This window comes from Klebsiella sp. AqSCr (assembly GCF_008452795.1).
In the GTDB taxonomy this organism is placed as follows: Bacteria; Pseudomonadota; Gammaproteobacteria; order Enterobacterales; family Enterobacteriaceae; genus Klebsiella; species Klebsiella pneumoniae.
The window spans coordinates 280,562-295,289 of record NZ_MJDM01000005.1 but is presented as its reverse complement, the minus strand read 5'-3'; the positions used below and the strand labels follow the sequence as shown (position 1 = coordinate 295,289).

The 14,728-nt window shown below is 60.3% G+C and carries 15 protein-coding genes and 1 pseudogene; 7 read left to right on the top strand and 9 right to left on the bottom strand.

Annotated features, from left to right (window positions below; translation table 11 throughout):
* The 4 genes and pseudogenes from BHE81_RS28600 to BHE81_RS05205 form a co-directional block, all read right to left on the bottom strand.
* Nucleotides 1–165 (bottom strand): annotated as a pseudogene (locus BHE81_RS28600) (3-carboxy-cis,cis-muconate cycloisomerase); the annotation flags it as partial.
* A gap of 9 nt (nucleotides 166–174) precedes the next feature.
* Nucleotides 175–1,377 carry a 3-oxoadipyl-CoA thiolase gene (pcaF, locus tag BHE81_RS05215; RefSeq protein ID WP_004179693.1) on the bottom strand — a complete coding sequence of 401 codons (1,203 nt, stop codon included), beginning with the start codon at nucleotides 1,375–1,377 and terminating at the stop codon, nucleotides 175–177.
* Nucleotides 1,378–1,387: 10 nt separating this feature from the next.
* Nucleotides 1,388–2,044, bottom strand: a complete 657-nt coding sequence (locus tag BHE81_RS05210) for a 3-oxoacid CoA-transferase subunit B (protein ID WP_004151559.1) — start codon at nucleotides 2,042–2,044, stop codon at nucleotides 1,388–1,390.
* Between the two features lie 10 nt (nucleotides 2,045–2,054).
* The gene (locus BHE81_RS05205; RefSeq protein WP_002903522.1) at nucleotides 2,055–2,741 is read right to left on the bottom strand and encodes a 3-oxoacid CoA-transferase subunit A; all 687 of its coding nucleotides are present in this window, start codon (nucleotides 2,739–2,741) and stop codon (nucleotides 2,055–2,057) included.
* A 169-nt stretch (nucleotides 2,742–2,910) separates the two neighbouring features.
* On the opposite strand from BHE81_RS05205, the gene BHE81_RS05200 reads away from it, so the two are divergent.
* Nucleotides 2,911–3,717: an IclR family transcriptional regulator domain-containing protein gene (locus BHE81_RS05200; RefSeq protein WP_004151560.1), complete on the top strand. Its 807-nt coding sequence runs from the start codon at nucleotides 2,911–2,913 to the stop codon at nucleotides 3,715–3,717.
* Here the strand turns inward: BHE81_RS05200 and smrA are convergent.
* Entirely contained in the window at nucleotides 3,714–4,277 is a 564-nt protein-coding gene (gene smrA, locus BHE81_RS05195) for a DNA endonuclease SmrA (RefSeq protein WP_004143055.1), read from the bottom strand. The genes BHE81_RS05200 and smrA overlap by 4 nt on opposite strands.
* Before the next feature lie 101 nt (nucleotides 4,278–4,378).
* Nucleotides 4,379–5,287, bottom strand: a complete 909-nt coding sequence (locus BHE81_RS05190) for a LysR family transcriptional regulator (protein ID WP_002903460.1) — start codon at nucleotides 5,285–5,287, stop codon at nucleotides 4,379–4,381.
* Between the two features lie 166 nt (nucleotides 5,288–5,453).
* On the opposite strand from BHE81_RS05190, the gene BHE81_RS05185 reads away from it, so the two are divergent.
* The 3 genes from BHE81_RS05185 to abgT all read left to right on the top strand — a co-directional run bounded on the left by BHE81_RS05185 (nucleotide 5,454) and on the right by abgT (nucleotide 9,855).
* The gene (locus BHE81_RS05185) at nucleotides 5,454–6,764 is read left to right on the top strand and encodes a M20 family metallo-hydrolase (protein WP_009760675.1); all 1,311 of its coding nucleotides are present in this window, start codon (nucleotides 5,454–5,456) and stop codon (nucleotides 6,762–6,764) included.
* Nucleotides 6,764–8,209, top strand: coding sequence for a M20 family metallopeptidase (locus BHE81_RS05180; protein WP_023342843.1), 1,446 nt, complete (start codon nucleotides 6,764–6,766; stop codon nucleotides 8,207–8,209). The genes BHE81_RS05185 and BHE81_RS05180 overlap by 1 nt, the downstream gene beginning before the upstream one ends.
* Nucleotides 8,210–8,328: 119 nt before the next feature.
* Nucleotides 8,329–9,855, top strand: coding sequence for a p-aminobenzoyl-glutamate transporter (gene abgT / locus BHE81_RS05175; RefSeq protein WP_002903400.1), 1,527 nt, complete (start codon nucleotides 8,329–8,331; stop codon nucleotides 9,853–9,855).
* Nucleotides 9,856–9,887: 32 nt separating this feature from the next.
* Here abgT and BHE81_RS05170 read toward each other — a convergent pair whose 3' ends face one another.
* Complete coding sequence (locus BHE81_RS05170; protein ID WP_002903398.1) at nucleotides 9,888–10,046, bottom strand: hypothetical protein; 159 nt, start codon at nucleotides 10,044–10,046, stop codon at nucleotides 9,888–9,890.
* 292 nt (nucleotides 10,047–10,338) lie between these two features.
* On the opposite strand from BHE81_RS05170, the gene ogt reads away from it, so the two are divergent.
* The 3 genes from ogt (at nucleotide 10,339) to uspE (ending at nucleotide 12,890) form a co-directional block, all read left to right on the top strand.
* Complete coding sequence (gene ogt / locus BHE81_RS05165; protein ID WP_004224598.1) at nucleotides 10,339–10,854, top strand: methylated-DNA--[protein]-cysteine S-methyltransferase; 516 nt, start codon at nucleotides 10,339–10,341, stop codon at nucleotides 10,852–10,854.
* 194 nt (nucleotides 10,855–11,048) lie between these two features.
* Nucleotides 11,049–11,801, top strand: a complete 753-nt coding sequence (gene fnr / locus BHE81_RS05160; RefSeq protein ID WP_002903394.1) for a fumarate/nitrate reduction transcriptional regulator Fnr — start codon at nucleotides 11,049–11,051, stop codon at nucleotides 11,799–11,801.
* 138 nt (nucleotides 11,802–11,939) lie between these two features.
* Complete coding sequence (uspE, locus tag BHE81_RS05155) at nucleotides 11,940–12,890, top strand: universal stress protein UspE (protein ID WP_002903391.1); 951 nt, start codon at nucleotides 11,940–11,942, stop codon at nucleotides 12,888–12,890.
* Between the two features lie 108 nt (nucleotides 12,891–12,998).
* Here uspE and BHE81_RS05150 read toward each other — a convergent pair whose 3' ends face one another.
* Together BHE81_RS05150 and pntB are read right to left on the bottom strand one after the other, a co-directional pair.
* Entirely contained in the window at nucleotides 12,999–13,187 is a 189-nt protein-coding gene (locus BHE81_RS05150) for a YdiH family protein (RefSeq protein ID WP_002903388.1), read from the bottom strand.
* Nucleotides 13,188–13,335: 148 nt separating this feature from the next.
* Nucleotides 13,336–14,724, bottom strand: a complete 1,389-nt coding sequence (pntB, locus tag BHE81_RS05145) for a Re/Si-specific NAD(P)(+) transhydrogenase subunit beta (protein WP_002903386.1) — start codon at nucleotides 14,722–14,724, stop codon at nucleotides 13,336–13,338.
* Between the last annotated feature and the right edge of the window lie 4 nt (nucleotides 14,725–14,728).

Sequence of the window (14,728 nt, the reverse complement as noted above, 5' to 3'; positions counted from 1 at the left end):
GCAGGCCGCCACAATTGGCCCGACCGCTTCCGGCGGCACCATCCCGCAGGCGGCCTGCGCTTGCGCAAGCGCCGCTTCAAAATCCAGCATGCCCTGCACCCGCTGCGCGTCGCTGAACCAGTCGGTTAGCGGACTGCTGCGCAGCATCGGGGTCAACAAACTCATTCTGGCTCCTTAAACGCGTTCAATAATCAGGGCGATCCCCTGTCCGACGCCGATGCACATGGTGCACAGGGCGTAACGACCGCCGGTCCGTTTCAGCTGATAAGCCGCGGTCATCGCCAGCCGGCCGCCGGAGGCGCCGAGCGGGTGGCCCAGCGCAATCGCCCCGCCGTTAGGGTTCACGTGGGCGGCATCGTCCGGTAAGCCCAAATCACGGGTCACCGCCAGCGCCTGCGCGGCGAAGGCTTCATTCAGCTCAATGACATCCATCTGGCCTAATGTCAGGCCGGTCTGCGCCAGCACCTTGCGCACCGCCGGCGCCGGGCCAAACCCCATGATCCGCGGCGCAACGCCCGCCGTCGCCACGCCGACCACCCGGGCCAGCGGCTGAAGATCGTTAGCCGACAGCGCCGTCTCGCTGGCCAGCAACAGCGCGCAGGCGCCGTCGTTAACCCCGGAGGCGTTACCGGCGGTAACGCTGCCGTCGGCGCGCACCACGCCGCGCAGTTTAGCCAGCGCCTCCAGCGAGGTGCTGCGCGGGTGCTCATCGCGGCTAAACAGCAGCGGCTCGCCTTTGCGCTGCGGCACCTGGACGGCGATCAGCTCATCGGCGAAACGCCCCGCCTCTTGCGCCGCGGCGGTACGCAACTGACTGCGTAAGGCGAACGCGTCCTGATCGGCACGGGAGATGGCAAACTCATCGGCGACGTTTTCCGCCGTCTCCGGCATGGAATGCACGCCGTACAGGGCTTTCATCTGCGGGTTAATAAAGCGCCAGCCGATGGTGGTATCCTCCATCTGCATGCTGCGGCTAAAGGCGCTCTCCGCTTTCCCCATCACAAACGGCGCGCGGGACATGCTCTCCACCCCGCCGGCGATCATCAGCTGCGTCTCCCCGCTTTTAATCGCCCGCGCCGCGACGCCGATCGCGTCAAGGCTGGAACCGCACAGGCGGTTGATGGTGCTCCCGGGCACGCTCTCCGGCAGGCCGGCCAGCAGCAGCGCCATCCGCGCCACGTTGCGGTTGTCTTCCCCGGCCTGGTTGGCGCAGCCAAAGATCACATCGTCAATGCGCGAGGGATCCAGTCCCGGGTTCCGCGCCAGCAGCGCTTTCAGCGGCAGCGCCGCCAGGTCGTCAGCGCGCATCGTCGCAAGGGCACCGCCGAAACGGCCAAAGGGTGTACGCACCGCATCACAGATAAATGCCTGATTCATCATAGGTTCCTTACGCGCTTTCCGCCAGTTGTTGAAAGGTCAGCGCCACCGGAGTGATGCGCTGCAGCTCTTCAAAAGAGAGGCCGTTAAAGATTTCCCGCACCACCGGGCCGCGGTCGGTGATGTCGATCACCGCCAGGTCGGTATAGATCCGGCTGACGCAGCCGACGCCGGTCAGCGGGTAGCTGCACTGCGCCACCAGCTTGCACTCGCCGTCACGGGTCAGGTGGTCCATCATCACAAATACCTGGCGGGCGCCGATGGCCAGATCCATCGCCCCGCCAACGGCCGGGATCGCATCCGGCGCACCGGTGCTCCAGTTGGCGAGGTCGCCGCTGGCGGAAACCTGATAGGCCCCCAGCACGCAGATATCGAGATGGCCGCCGCGCATCATGGCGAAGGAGTCGCCGTGGTGGAAATAGCAGCCCCCCTGCAGGAGGGTGACATACTCTTTACCGGCATTGATCAGCTCGGGATCTTCTTCCCCGGGCTGCGGTTTCGGCCCCATCCCCAGCAGGCCGTTTTCGCTGTGCAGGAACACCTCTTTGTCAGCGGGCAGGTAATTGGCGATGCGGGTCGGCAGGCCGATGCCGAGGTTGACGTAAGCGCCTTCGGGAATATCGCGGGCCACGCGCTGGGCCATTTCGTCACGGGTCAGTTTTTGCATGTCGGGCTCCTCAGGCGCGTTGTGCGGCAGTCAGGTTTTCCAGCGAGAAGACGCGCTGGACGAAAATGCCGGGGGTGATGATGTTTTCCGGGTCGAGGTCGCCCAGCGCCACCAGCTGCGAGACCTCTACGATGGTGGTTTTCGCCGCTGTCGCCATGATCGGGCCAAAGTTGCGCGCCGCCTTGCGATAGACCAGGTTGCCCCAGCGGTCGCCCTGGTGAGCTTTAATCAGCGCGAAATCGGCTTTGATCGGGTATTCCAGCACGTAGTGGCGACCGTCGATTTCCCGTGTCTCCTTGCCTTCCGCCAGCGGCGTGCCGTAGCCGGTGGGGGTAAATACCGCCCCCAGCCCGGCGCCGGCCGCCTGGATCCGCGCCGCGAGGTTGCCCTGCGGCACCAGCTCCAGCTCCACTTTGCCGCGACGGTAGAGATCATCGAAAATCTGCGAATCCACCTGGCGCGGAAAGGAGCAGATCATTTTGCGCACCCGGCCCGCCTTGAGCAGCGCGGCGAGACCCACTTCCCCGTTGCCGGCGTTGTTATTTATGATGGTCAGGTCGCGAGCGCCCTGGTCAATCAGGGCGTCAATCAGAAAGGTCGGCTGGCCGGCGGGGCCAAAGCCGCCGATCATAATAGTCGCCCCATCGTGGATCCCGGCGATGGCCTCGCTCAGCGTCGATACGCTTTTATCAATCATCAGGTCGCTCCAGTGATGTGCGGTAATCGCACTTTTATTCGTTGTTCGCACAAAATGTGACCCGCTTAACGATGTCGGTCAAGGGCGATAATCGAAATATGGTGCGATAATCGAACATCGGTTATCTTTAGCGAAAGAATGTGATCGATGGCAAATATGGGGAACAGAAATGGACAAGCATCCAGACGATTTACTGACCGGCGACGGCGATCCGTTTAAAGGCGATCCTAACTTTATGGCCTCCCTGGCGCGGGGTCTGGAGGTGATTCAGGCGTTCACGCCGCAGCGGCCCCTGCTGTCTATCTCACAGATCAGTCAGAAGACCGGCATCCCGCGCGCCGCGGTGCGCCGCTGCCTGTATACCCTGAGCAAGCTGGGGTTCGTGTATGCCGAAGACGGTAAGAATTTCCAGCTGCGGCCGCGGATCCTGGCGCTGGGCCACGCCTGGCTGGCCTCGACGCCGCTGGCGCGTTCGGCGCAGCCGGTGCTGCGGCATCTGAGCGAAATGCTCAATGAGTCCTGCTCCATCGCCACCCTCGACGGCGACGATATCCTGTATATCGCCCGCGCCTCCAGCTCGCGGATTATGACCATCGACCTGGATATCGGCAGTCGCCTTCCGGCGTGGGCGACCTCGATGGGCCGGGTGCTGCTGAGCCATCAGCCGGAGGAGAAGCTCAACGATATGCTGGCCCGGGTGACCATGATCCGCTATACCCCACAGACGGTGGATTCGGTGGCGAAGCTGCGCGCCGAACTGAAACGGGTGCATCAGCAGGGGTATGCCCTCAACGATCAGGAGCTGGAGATGGGGCTGCGCTCCCTCGCGGTCCCGCTGTTTAACGCTCAGGGGCAGGTCCAGGCGGCGCTCAACGTCGGGGTGCATGCGGGCCAGATGACGGCCCGCGAGATGATCGAGCGCGTGCTGCCGGAGCTGCAAAAAGCCGCCCGCGAGCTGACGCTGCTTCTGCGCTAACGACTGCGCTTGGCGTGCTGCTCCCAGGTCTCCTGCTTCGCCTGCGCCGATTTACGCAGCGCGACATAGCAGGCGCCGCTGCCGCCATGATGCGGAAGCGCGGCGCAGAAGGCCTGCACCTCCGGCAGCTCTTCCAGCCAGCGCGCCAGATAGCTGCGGATAATATTGGCGTGGGACTGGTCGTCGCGGCCTTTGCCGTGAACGATCAGCACATTGCGTAACCCCTCTTTCTGCGCCTGCACCATAAAGGCGAAGAGCATCTGCCGGCACTGTTCCACCGGCTGGCGCAGCAGGGAGAGGCTCGCCTGCTGGCTGTATTTCCCCCGCCGCAGCTTATCCAGCACGCCGCTCTGCAGCCCTTCTCGCTTAAACTCCAGCGGCGTGGCGAGCGGCACGATATCGAGATAGCCGGTGGTGAGAAAATTATCCAGCTGCAGGGTATCGACGCGTTGCGGGGCCCGGCTGTTACGCCCGGGATGCCAGTGCACGTCATTATTACGTTTCAGAGGCTGGACATCTTCCATGGCGTCAAGAAACAGGGATTTGTCATCAAGGTTCATGGGCTCTCCTCCAGCGGCTGTCGCCAGCTACTATAGCCGCCTCGCGCTCCCCTCTCAACGCGTTTAGCCGCGTTCGCTGGTAAAGTGAGCGCGACGGACGATTAAGGAAACAATTGTCGGCTCTGGCGGCGGAACAGGGTGATTAACGACGCCGTGAGCGGCGTTTGCCGGGTATCGCGCCGCTGGATCAGATAATAGGTGGCGGTGGGTAACACTTCACGGATGGGGATCATCACCAGTTTGTCGGCCATCAGCGGGTCGTTGCCCAGCTCCACCGGCAGGATGCTGAGAAAATCACTTTTCACCACCAGGCTGATGCAGGATGAGAACGTTTCGCAGACGATCCCCACCTTTGGCTCCCGTCCCAGCTGTTCGAAGCATTCCTGCAGCTGCTTGAAGTAGCTGCCGCGCGGCGTCGGCATGGTCCAGTGGTGATCCATCAATTCCCCCAGCGAGGTGGCCTGCGCCGCCGGATGGCCCGCGCGGGCGAACACCGCGAACGGTTTCTCAAACAGTTTCTCAAAGCTGAACTCATGGTCGTACGGCCCGGGGTAATAGGTATTAATGGTGAAATCCAGCTCCCCCTGGCGCAGCTCATTAATCATCGCCAGCAGCTGACCCTCCATGATCCGCACCTTCACCTGCGGATGCTGCTGATGAAAGCGGCAGATCACCGACGGCATCAGCGACCGGGCGACGCTGGCGCCAAGGCCAATATTAATTTGCCCGGCCTGTTCCCCCTGGCGCTGCAGCAGTTCATCCTGCGCCGCCCGCAGCTCCTCAAGGATCAGGCTCGCATGTTGATAAAAACTTTCGCCATTGTCGGTTAACGCCACCCCCTGGCTGCGGCGGACGAACAGCTGGGCGGAAAGCCCCTCCTCCAGCTCTTTAATCGCTTTGGTCAGCGCCGGCTGCGAGACCGCCAGCGCCCGGCTAGCGCCACGGATACTGCCTTCCCGGGCTACTTCGACGAAGGCGCGAATTTGATGAAATTTAATCTGAAATGCCATGCTTTTAGTGATAACCGTTGCTTATCAGACAGAAGAAAATGACATCTACTGTAATCCATCAGGCTGTGGCAGGTTAAGGGTGTTAAGGCCTGTAGCGCGTCAGTGATAAACAAACGCTATCACATCGTGAACGCCGTCACATTTTTTACTTATGACAGGATAAGCTATGCCGCAACTTGATGAATACCTCCGCCAGCTGGCGCCCTCCATGACCCAATGGCGCCGCGATTTTCACCTGCACGCTGAATCCGGCTGGCTGGAGTTTCGCACCGCCAGTAAGGTCGCGGATATTCTTGACGGGCTAGGCTATCAGCTGGCGCTAGGCCGCGACGTCATCGATGCCGACAGCCGGATGGGGCTGCCGGACGAGGAGACCCTGGCCCAGGCTTTCGAACGCGCCCGCGAACAGGGCGCGCCGGAGCGCTGGCTGCCGGCGTTTGAAGGCGGTTTCGCCGGCGTGGTGGCCACGCTCGACACCGGGCGGCCCGGACCAACCCTGGCCTTTCGCGTCGATATGGATGCCCTCGATCTCAACGAACAGCATGACGATAGCCACCGCCCCCATCGCGATCATTTCGCCTCCTGCAACGCCGGCATGATGCACGCCTGCGGCCATGACGGCCATACCGCCATCGGGCTGGGGCTGGCGCATGTGCTCAAGCAGTATGCCGCCCAGCTCAATGGCGTCATTAAACTGATTTTCCAGCCTGCTGAAGAGGGTACCCGCGGCGCCCGCGCGATGGTGGCCGCTGGCGTGGTTGATGACGTGGATTATTTCACGGCGATCCATATCGGGACCGGCGTCCCGGCAGGTACCGTCGTCTGCGGTGGAGACAACTTTATGGCCACCACCAAATTCGACGTGCAGTTCAGCGGCGTGGCTGCCCACGCCGGCGGCAAGCCCGAGGACGGGCGCAACGCGCTGCTGGCCGCCGCCCAGGCCGCCCTTGGCCTGCACGCCATCCCGCCGCACAGCGCCGGCGCCTCGCGGGTCAACGTCGGGGTGATGCAGGCCGGTACCGGGCGCAACGTGGTGCCCTCTTCCGCGCTGTTAAAAGTGGAAACCCGCGGCGAAAGCGAAGCCATTAATCAGTACGTGTTCGAGCGGGCGCAGCACGTCGTCGCCGGGGCTGCGGCGATGTACGAAGCCCGCTACGAACTGCGCATGATGGGCGCGGCGACCGCCAGCGCACCGTCGCCGGCGTGGGTGGACTATCTGCGCGAACAGGCCGCCCGGGTGCCCGGCGTGCAACAGGCGGTGGATCGCATCGCCGCCCCGGCGGGCTCGGAAGACGCCACCCTGATGATGGCCCGGGTCCAGGCGCGCGGCGGCCTCGCCTCGTACATGATTTTCGGCACTGAACTCAGCGCCGGTCACCACAACGAAAAGTTTGACTTCGACGAGAGCGTGATGGCGGTAGCGGTCGAAACCCTGGCGCGCGTCGCGCTTAACTTTCCCTGGCAGCGGGGGGTGTAATGGAAGCCATTTTTCAGTTTGTGGACGAGGTGGTTGAGGCACAACGCGACACTTACTGCGCCATCGCCGACGACATCTGGGACCACCCGGAGACCCGCTTTGAGGAGTTCTGGTCAGCCCAACGGCTGGCCGACGCCCTGGAGGCGGAAGGTTTTCAGCTCACCCGCGATGCCGGCGGGATCCCGAATGCCTTTATCGCCAGCGTCGGTGAGGGCCAACCGGTCATTGCCCTGCTCGGCGAATTTGACGCCCTGGCGGGACTCAGCCAGCAGGCCCACAGCGCGGAACCGACGCCCTTGACACCGGGAGCCAACGGCCACGGCTGTGGGCACAATCTGCTCGGCACCGCGGCATTCGCCGCGGCGGTCGCCGCCAAAGGCTGGCTGCAGCAGCACGGCGACAGCGGCACTCTGCGCTTCTACGGTTGTCCCGGCGAGGAAGGCGGTTCGGGAAAAACCTTTATGGTGCGCGAAGGGTTGTTTGATGATGTCGATGCGGCGCTGACCTGGCATCCGGAAGCCTGGGCCGGGATGTTCAGCACCCGCACCCTCGCCAACATTCAGGCGGCATGGCGATTTACCGGCACCGCGGCCCACGCCGCTAATTCGCCGCACCTGGGCCGGAGCGCGCTGGATGCCGTCACCCTGATGACCACCGGCAGCAATTTCCTCAATGAACATATCATCGAGAAGGCGCGCGTCCATTACGCCATTACCGATACCGGCGGCGTCTCGCCCAACGTGGTGCAGGCGCAGGCGGAAGTGCTGTATTTGATCCGCGCGCCGGAGATGGCCGACGCTGAGCAAATCTTCGCCCGCATAGAGAAGATTGCCCAGGGGGCCGCGCTGATGACCGAGACCCAGGTCAGCTGCCGCTTTGAAAAAGCCTGCTCCAGCTATCTACCCAACCGCACGCTTGAGGCGGCGATGTATCAGGCGGTCTGTCATTACGGTACCCCCGCCTGGAGCGACGAGGAACGCGCTTTTGCCGCGGCGATCCGCACCACCCTCAGCGCCAACGATATTAACAACAGCCTGAACAATATTGCCGGCACCAGTGGCGAGGAAGGCAAAACGTTCGCTCGTCGCCACCGCGACACCTTGCTGATTGATGAGGTGGCGCCCTGGGCGGCCACGGATAACGTCCTCGCCGGATCCACCGACGTCGGCGATGTTAGCTGGAAAGCGCCGGTGGCCCAGTGCTTCAGCCCGTGCTTCGCGGTGGGTACCCCGCTGCACAGCTGGCAGCTGGTGAGCCAGGGCAGAACCTCCATTGCCCATAAAGGGATGTTGCTGGCGGGGAAAGTGCTCGCGGCGACCGCCATCCGTTTATTCAGCGACAGCGCCCTGCTGGAGGCCAGCCAGCAAGAGCTCAGGCAGGTACTGGCCGAACGCCCCTATCGTTGCCCGATCCCGGCGGAGGTGAGTCCGTCCGTTTTACGATAACCACTTAGAGGCTACTCCTGGCCAACGCTGACCGGATCGCGGCACGCACCGCCCATAATAACCGCCGGCAGTACGGGAGCAGGCCTGCCCAACACAACAACGACAACAGAGGAATGCCCATGAGTATGTCATCCATACCGTCATCTTCCCCCGGCGGAAAGCGCTATGGCTGGGTAGAGAAGATCGGTAACAAGGTCCCGCACCCGTTTTTGCTGTTTATCTATCTCATCGCCGTGCTGATCGCTGCCACGGCAATCCTCTCCGCCCTCAACGTTGGGGTACAAAACCCAACTGACGGTTCGCGGGTGGTGGTCAAAAACCTGCTCAGCGTGGAAGGATTGCACTGGTTTTTGCCGAACGTGATTAAAAACTTCAGCGGTTTCGCGCCGCTGGGCGCGATCCTCGCCCTGGTGCTGGGCGCCGGCTTTGCCGAGCGGGTGGGCCTGTTACCGGCGTTGATGGTCAAAATGGCCTCGCACGTCAGCGCCCGCTATGCCAGCTATATGGTGCTGTTTATCGCCTTTTTCAGCCATATCTCTTCCGATGCGGCGCTGGTGATTATGCCGCCGCTGGGGGCGCTGATGTTTCTTGCCGTCGGTCGGCATCCTGTCGCTGGTCTGCTGGCGGCGATAGCCGGCGTGGGCTGCGGCTTTACCGCCAATCTACTGATTGTCACCACCGACGTGCTGCTCTCCGGGATCAGCACCGAGGCGGCAAAGTCCATCGATGCCTCTTTGCACGTCAGCGTGATCGACAACTGGTACTTTATGGCGACCTCGGTGATCGTTCTGACGCTCGTCGGCGGACTGATCACCGATAAGCTGGTCGAGCCGCGGCTGGGCCAGTGGCAAGGCAGTCGTGATGAAAAGCTGCAGACGCTGACGCCCGGGGAGCGGTTCGGCCTGCGCATCGCCGGCGTGGCGACGCTGGTATTCGTGGCGGTCATCGCCCTGATGGTGGTCCCCGAAAACGGTATTCTTCGCGATCCGGTTCAGCATACGGTCATGCCCTCGCCGTTTATCAAAGGCATCGTGCCGCTAATTATCTTTTTCTTCTTTGTCGTGTCGCTGGCATACGGCATCGCCACCGGCAAAATTCGCCGCCAGGCCGACCTGCCGCAGTTGATGATTGAGCCGATGAAAGAGATGGCCGGGTTTATCGTGATGGTCTTCCCGCTGGCGCAGTTCGTGGCGATGTTCAACTGGAGCAACATGGGCAAGTTTATGGCCGTCGGTCTGACGGACCTGCTGGAGAGTTCAGGCATGAACGGTGTTCCGGCGTTTGTCGGCCTTGCGCTGCTGTCGGCTTTTCTGTGTATGTTTATCGCCAGCGGCTCGGCCATCTGGTCGATTCTGGCGCCGATCTTCGTGCCAATGTTTATGCTGTTGGGCTTTCACCCGGCGTTTGCGCAGATCCTGTTTCGTATCGCTGATTCATCGGTGCTGCCGCTGGCGCCGGTGTCACCGTTTGTGCCGTTGTTTCTCGGCTTTCTACAGCGCTACCGGCCGGATGCCCGCCTCGGCACCTACTACTCGCTGGTGCTCCCTTACCCGCTGATTTTTCTCGCCGTCTGGCTGCTGTTGCTGGTGGGCTGGTATCTGGTGGGACTGCCGATCGGCCCTGGCATCTATCCGCGGCTGTCTTAACCCACCGATGCGCCAGGGACGGCCGCCTTAGCTTAACGCGATATCTTCACTTTGAACTTACGGGTCGCTTCCCCGGCTCCGGCGAATATGCCGAAAAGCGCGCGATACCCTCGCTCAAGCAACAGCGACATACCATGAATAACCAGACCGCTGAAGATCAGTACGATTACGCCAGTCAGTATATATTGCATAGCTCCACCTCTGAGTTATTAACCGCGCCGCGCCGACGCGGTAGCACTTTCCCGAGCGCGCACAGCGGCGCGGAGGACCGACGTCGTCAGCTTAAAAGTAGCAAAAACCCTGTCCGGTAACCCGCCAGGATCGATCCAAAAATAAATCATCGTGGCGATCGCAGAATACCTCCACGGCGGATAGCCCGCCGTGCTATCTGGCGATGCGGTTTTACCTTTTGGGAGTATAGTTGACTGCCGTCAGCGCGTGGTATCGTGTGCCTCTCATGTACGATGGTGGATGACAGAAACGATGTTGACCTTGCTGCAGGATAAAATGGATACCCCGCTGGGGCCGTTGTGGGTGCTTTGCGACGAACAGTTTAATTTGCGCGCCGTCGAGTGGGACGAGCACCGCGATCGGATGGAAACGCTGCTCGACGTACACTATCGCCGGGAAGGCTATCAGCGCGTCGACTGCCGCAATCCCGGCGGTCTCAGCAGTAAGCTGAGCGACTATTTTGCCGGCGATTTAGCCATTATCGAGACTCTGCCTACCGCCACCGCCGGCACCCCTTTTCAGCGCCAGGTCTGGCAGGCGTTACGCGATATCCCCTGTGGCCAGGTGATGCACTACGGCCAACTGGCCGAGGCGCTCGGTCGTCCCGGCGCCGCGCGCGCGGTGGGCGCCGCCAATGGCGCCAATCCGGTGAGTATCGTGGTGCCCTGCCATCGGGTCATCGGGCGCAACGGCACCATGACCGGCTATGCCGGCGGCGTACAGCGTAAAGAGTGGCTTTTGCGTCATGAGGGCTATCTGTTGCTTTGACTGAAAATGCCTTTTCTGGAATTTTCAGGTAATTTTACAATCAAAAGTGGCGTAATAATCTGTTTTTAATCAAATAGATACACAGGCAATTTGATTTACCCTGCTGATATTACGTGTTTCCGGGCCTGAAGACTTACCTGCTGATCAAAAAGATGTTAAAATTGACCAATATCAATTAAGGCCTGAGCAGACATATGATCCCTGAGAAGCGAATTATTCGACGCATTCAGTCTGGCGGTTGTGCAATCCATTGTCAGGATTGCAGCATTAGCCAGCTCTGCATCCCCTTTACTCTGAACGAGCATGAGCTTGATCAGCTGGATAATATTATCGAGCGGAAAAAGCCTATCCAGAAAGGTCAAACCTTGTTCAAAGCCGGTGATGAGCTGAAGTCGTTGTACGCTATTCGCTCCGGGACCATCAAAAGCTATACCATCACCGAGCAAGGTGATGAGCAGATCACTGGCTTCCATCTGGCGGGCGACCTGGTGGGCTTTGACGCCATCGGCACCGGTCTGCACCCGAGCTTTGCGCAGGCGCTGGAAACCTCGATGGTCTGCGAGATCCCCTTCGAAACCCTTGACGATCTTTCCGGAAAAATGCCCAATCTGCGTCAGCAGATGATGCGCCTGATGAGCGGTGAGATTAAAGGCGACCAGGATATGATCCTGTTGCTTTCCAAAAAGAATGCCGAAGAGCGCCTGGCCGCGTTTATCTATAACCTTTCTCGTCGTTTCGCCCAGCGCGGCTTCTCACCACGTGAGTTCCGGCTGACCATGACCCGCGGCGATATTGGCAACTATCTCGGCCTCACCGTCGAAACCATCAGCCGTCTGCTGGGCCGTTTTCAGAAAAGCGGCATGCTGGCGGTGAAAGGCAAATATATCACTATTGAAAACAGCGATCTGCTGGCCCAGCTGGCCGGACAGGCGCGCAACGTCGCTTAATCTCTGCGCAATCCCTGGTCACGATCGGCAATTTTTTCAGATTTGTTGATCTGACCAGGCTCCTCCCCTGTTTCAATTCATCCATATAGGTTATCTTTTTAATAACTGACGGTAGCTGCAGTTGTAAGGAGACCCTGTATGGCGAAGTATCAGAGCATGCTGGTAGTAATCGATCCTAACCAGGACGACCAGCCGGCGCTAAGGCGAGCGGTGTACCTGCACCAACGGATTGGTGGACGCATCAAAGCCTTTTTGCCGATCTATGATTTTTCCTATGAAATGACCACCCTGCTGTCGCCGGACGAGCGGACGGCAATGCGCCAGGGCGTCATTGCCCAACGAACGGCCTGGATCCGCGAGCAGGCGAAATTCTACCTGGAATCGGGCGTGCCGATTGACGTGAAAGTGGTGTGGCACAACCGCCCCTTCGAAGCGATTATTCAGGAGGTGGTCAGTGAGAAACACGATCTGCTGCTGAAGATGGCCCACCAGCACGACAAACTGGAGGCGGTGATCTTTACCCCGACGGACTGGCATCTGCTGCGTAAATGCCCTTGCCCGGTGTGGATGGTCAAAGACCAGCCGTGGCCGGAAGGCGGCAAAGCGCTGGTCGCCGTCAATCTCGCCAGCGAAGAGAATTATCACAACACCCTTAACGAGAAGCTGGTTCGCGAGACGCTGTCGCTGGCGGAAGAAGTCAACCACACTGAAGTGCACCTGATCGGTGCCTATCCGGTGACGCCGATCAATATCGCGATAGAACTGCCGGATTTTGATCCCAGCGTCTACAACGACGCGATCCGCGGCCAGCATCTGCTGGCGATGAAAGCGCTGCGGCAGAAGTTTGGCATCGATGAAAAATTCACCCACGTCGAAAAAGGACTGCCTGAAGAGGTGATCCCGGACCTCGCCGAGCATCTGCAGGCGGGGATCGTGGTGCTGGGAACGGTCGGACGTACCGGCCTGTCGGCGGCGTTCCTCGGCAATACCGCGGAACAGGTCGTCGACCACCTGCGCTGTGACCTGCTGGTGCTGAAACCGGAGGCCTACCAGACGCCGGTGGAACTGGACGACGACGACGACGATTAACCGCTACCACTCATCTTCCCCCGCCTCGCGGGGGATTTTTTTGCTTGCTGCCAGCCAGGCACAAAAAAGGGCCGTTGGCGGCCCCTGTCACCGTCCAGCGAGAATGGCTTAGTGGATACCCAGACGCCAGGCCAGATCGATCTCTTCTTTCAGCTCCAGCGAGGAGAGCGCCATCAGGTCAGCAAACTCCAGCTCCAGCAGTTTAAGTTTTTTCAGATACTGCGCTGGGGTCATGACGGTGGGGTCGCGGCGTAAGAATTCGATGGCCATCTGCGTTGGGGTTAACTCGGTATCCATAATATCCTCTGTCTGATGTAAGAACCGGAACATTATATCACCTCTTGCCGCTTATTTTATGAACAATTCCAGGCATCTCCCTGCATATAAAAAAGCCGTCTCACAGGAGACGGCTTATAAACAAACGTTGTAAAACAATTATGTTACATTACAGCGCTTTCAGGATCGCATCGACGCTGGCTTTAGCATCGCCAAACAGCATATGAGTGTTCTCTTTAAAGAACAGCGGGTTCTGTACGCCGGCGTAACCGGTGTTCATTGAACGCTTAAAGACCACCACATTCTGCGCTTTCCACACCTCGAGCACCGGCATGCCGGCGATCGGGCTCTTCGGATCGTCCTGCGCCGCCGGGTTGACGGTATCGTTGGCGCCGATCACCAGCACGGTGTCGGTGTCGCTGAAATCGTCGTTGATCTCATCCATCTCCAGCACGATGTCGTAAGGCACTTTGGCTTCCGCCAGCAGGACGTTCATATGCCCCGGGAGGCGCCCGGCCACCGGATGAATACCAAAGCGTACTTTGATACCCCGCGCCCGCAGCTTCTCGGTAATTTCTGCTACCGGATACTGCGCCTGAGCCACCGCCATACCGTAGCCCGGGGTGATGATCACCGAGTGCGAGTTTTTCAGCATCTCCGCCGTCTCTTCGGCACTAATCTCGCGATGCTCGCCCACTTCTTCATCGCCGCCGCTGGAGGAACCATCGGTGCCGAAGCCCCCGGCGATCACGCTGATAAAGGAGCGGTTCATCGCCTTACACATAATGTAAGAGAGGATGGCGCCGGAAGAGCCCACCAGCGCGCCGGTGACGATCAGCAGGTCATTACTCAGCATAAAGCCCGCCGCCGCTGCCGCCCAGCCCGAGTAGGAGTTGAGCATCGAGACCACCACCGGCATGTCCGCACCGCCGATAGAGGCCACCAGGTGCCAGCCAAAGGCCAGCGCGATCGCGGTCATCACCAGCAGGCACAGGACCTGGGTGCCGGTGCTGTCAGAGCGAACAAAAATCACCATCAGGATGAAGGAAACCACCAGCGCCGCCAGGTTCAGCTTATGGCGATTGGGCAGCATCAGCGGCCTGGAGGAAATTTTGCCGCGCAGTTTACCAAACGCCACCACCGAACCGGTGAAGGTCACCGCGCCGATGAAGATCCCGAGGAACACTTCGGTCAAATGAATATTGACCAGAATTTGCTCCATACCGGTTTCATGCTGCAGGTAGCTGTTGAAACCCACCAGCACCGCTGCCAGACCCACGAAGCTGTGCAGGATAGCCACCAGCTCCGGCATTTCGGTCATCTCGACCTTCTTCGCCAGACGAATACCGATCGCCCCGCCGATCACCATCGCAAGAATAATCCAGCCGACGTTGCCGGCGTCCGGCCCCAGGATGGTAGCGATCAGGGCAATGGCCATCCCGGCAATGCCGAAATAGTTGCCCTGCTGCGACGTTTCGTGTTTCGACAGGCCCGCCAGGCTGAAAATAAACAGGATTGCAGCAACAATGTATGCAGCCGTTACTAATCCACCAGACATGTGC

Excerpts from the sequence above, each read along its gene's own strand:
- BHE81_RS05205 (WP_002903522.1), bottom strand. The coding sequence starts at position 2,741 with ATGATTGATAAAAGCGTATCGACGCTGAGCGAGGCCATCGCCGGGATC.
- BHE81_RS05150 (WP_002903388.1), bottom strand. The coding sequence starts at position 13,187 with ATGGATACCGAGTTAACCCCAACGCAGATGGCCATCGAATTCTTACGC.
- BHE81_RS05185 (WP_009760675.1), top strand. The coding sequence starts at position 5,454 with ATGCCGCAACTTGATGAATACCTCCGCCAGCTGGCGCCCTCCATGACC.
- ogt (WP_004224598.1), top strand. The coding sequence starts at position 10,339 with ATGTTGACCTTGCTGCAGGATAAAATGGATACCCCGCTGGGGCCGTTG.
- BHE81_RS05180 (WP_023342843.1), top strand. The coding sequence starts at position 6,764 with ATGGAAGCCATTTTTCAGTTTGTGGACGAGGTGGTTGAGGCACAACGC.
- fnr (WP_002903394.1), top strand. The coding sequence starts at position 11,049 with ATGATCCCTGAGAAGCGAATTATTCGACGCATTCAGTCTGGCGGTTGT.
- pcaF (WP_004179693.1), bottom strand. The coding sequence starts at position 1,377 with ATGAATCAGGCATTTATCTGTGATGCGGTGCGTACACCCTTTGGCCGT.
- abgT (WP_002903400.1), top strand. The coding sequence starts at position 8,329 with ATGAGTATGTCATCCATACCGTCATCTTCCCCCGGCGGAAAGCGCTAT.
- BHE81_RS05170 (WP_002903398.1), bottom strand. The coding sequence starts at position 10,046 with ATGCAATATATACTGACTGGCGTAATCGTACTGATCTTCAGCGGTCTG.
- BHE81_RS05200 (WP_004151560.1), top strand. The coding sequence starts at position 2,911 with ATGGACAAGCATCCAGACGATTTACTGACCGGCGACGGCGATCCGTTT.
- pntB (WP_002903386.1), bottom strand. The coding sequence starts at position 14,724 with ATGTCTGGTGGATTAGTAACGGCTGCATACATTGTTGCTGCAATCCTG.
- smrA (WP_004143055.1), bottom strand. The coding sequence starts at position 4,277 with ATGAACCTTGATGACAAATCCCTGTTTCTTGACGCCATGGAAGATGTC.
- BHE81_RS05190 (WP_002903460.1), bottom strand. The coding sequence starts at position 5,287 with ATGGCATTTCAGATTAAATTTCATCAAATTCGCGCCTTCGTCGAAGTA.
- BHE81_RS05210 (WP_004151559.1), bottom strand. The coding sequence starts at position 2,044 with ATGCAAAAACTGACCCGTGACGAAATGGCCCAGCGCGTGGCCCGCGAT.
- uspE (WP_002903391.1), top strand. The coding sequence starts at position 11,940 with ATGGCGAAGTATCAGAGCATGCTGGTAGTAATCGATCCTAACCAGGAC.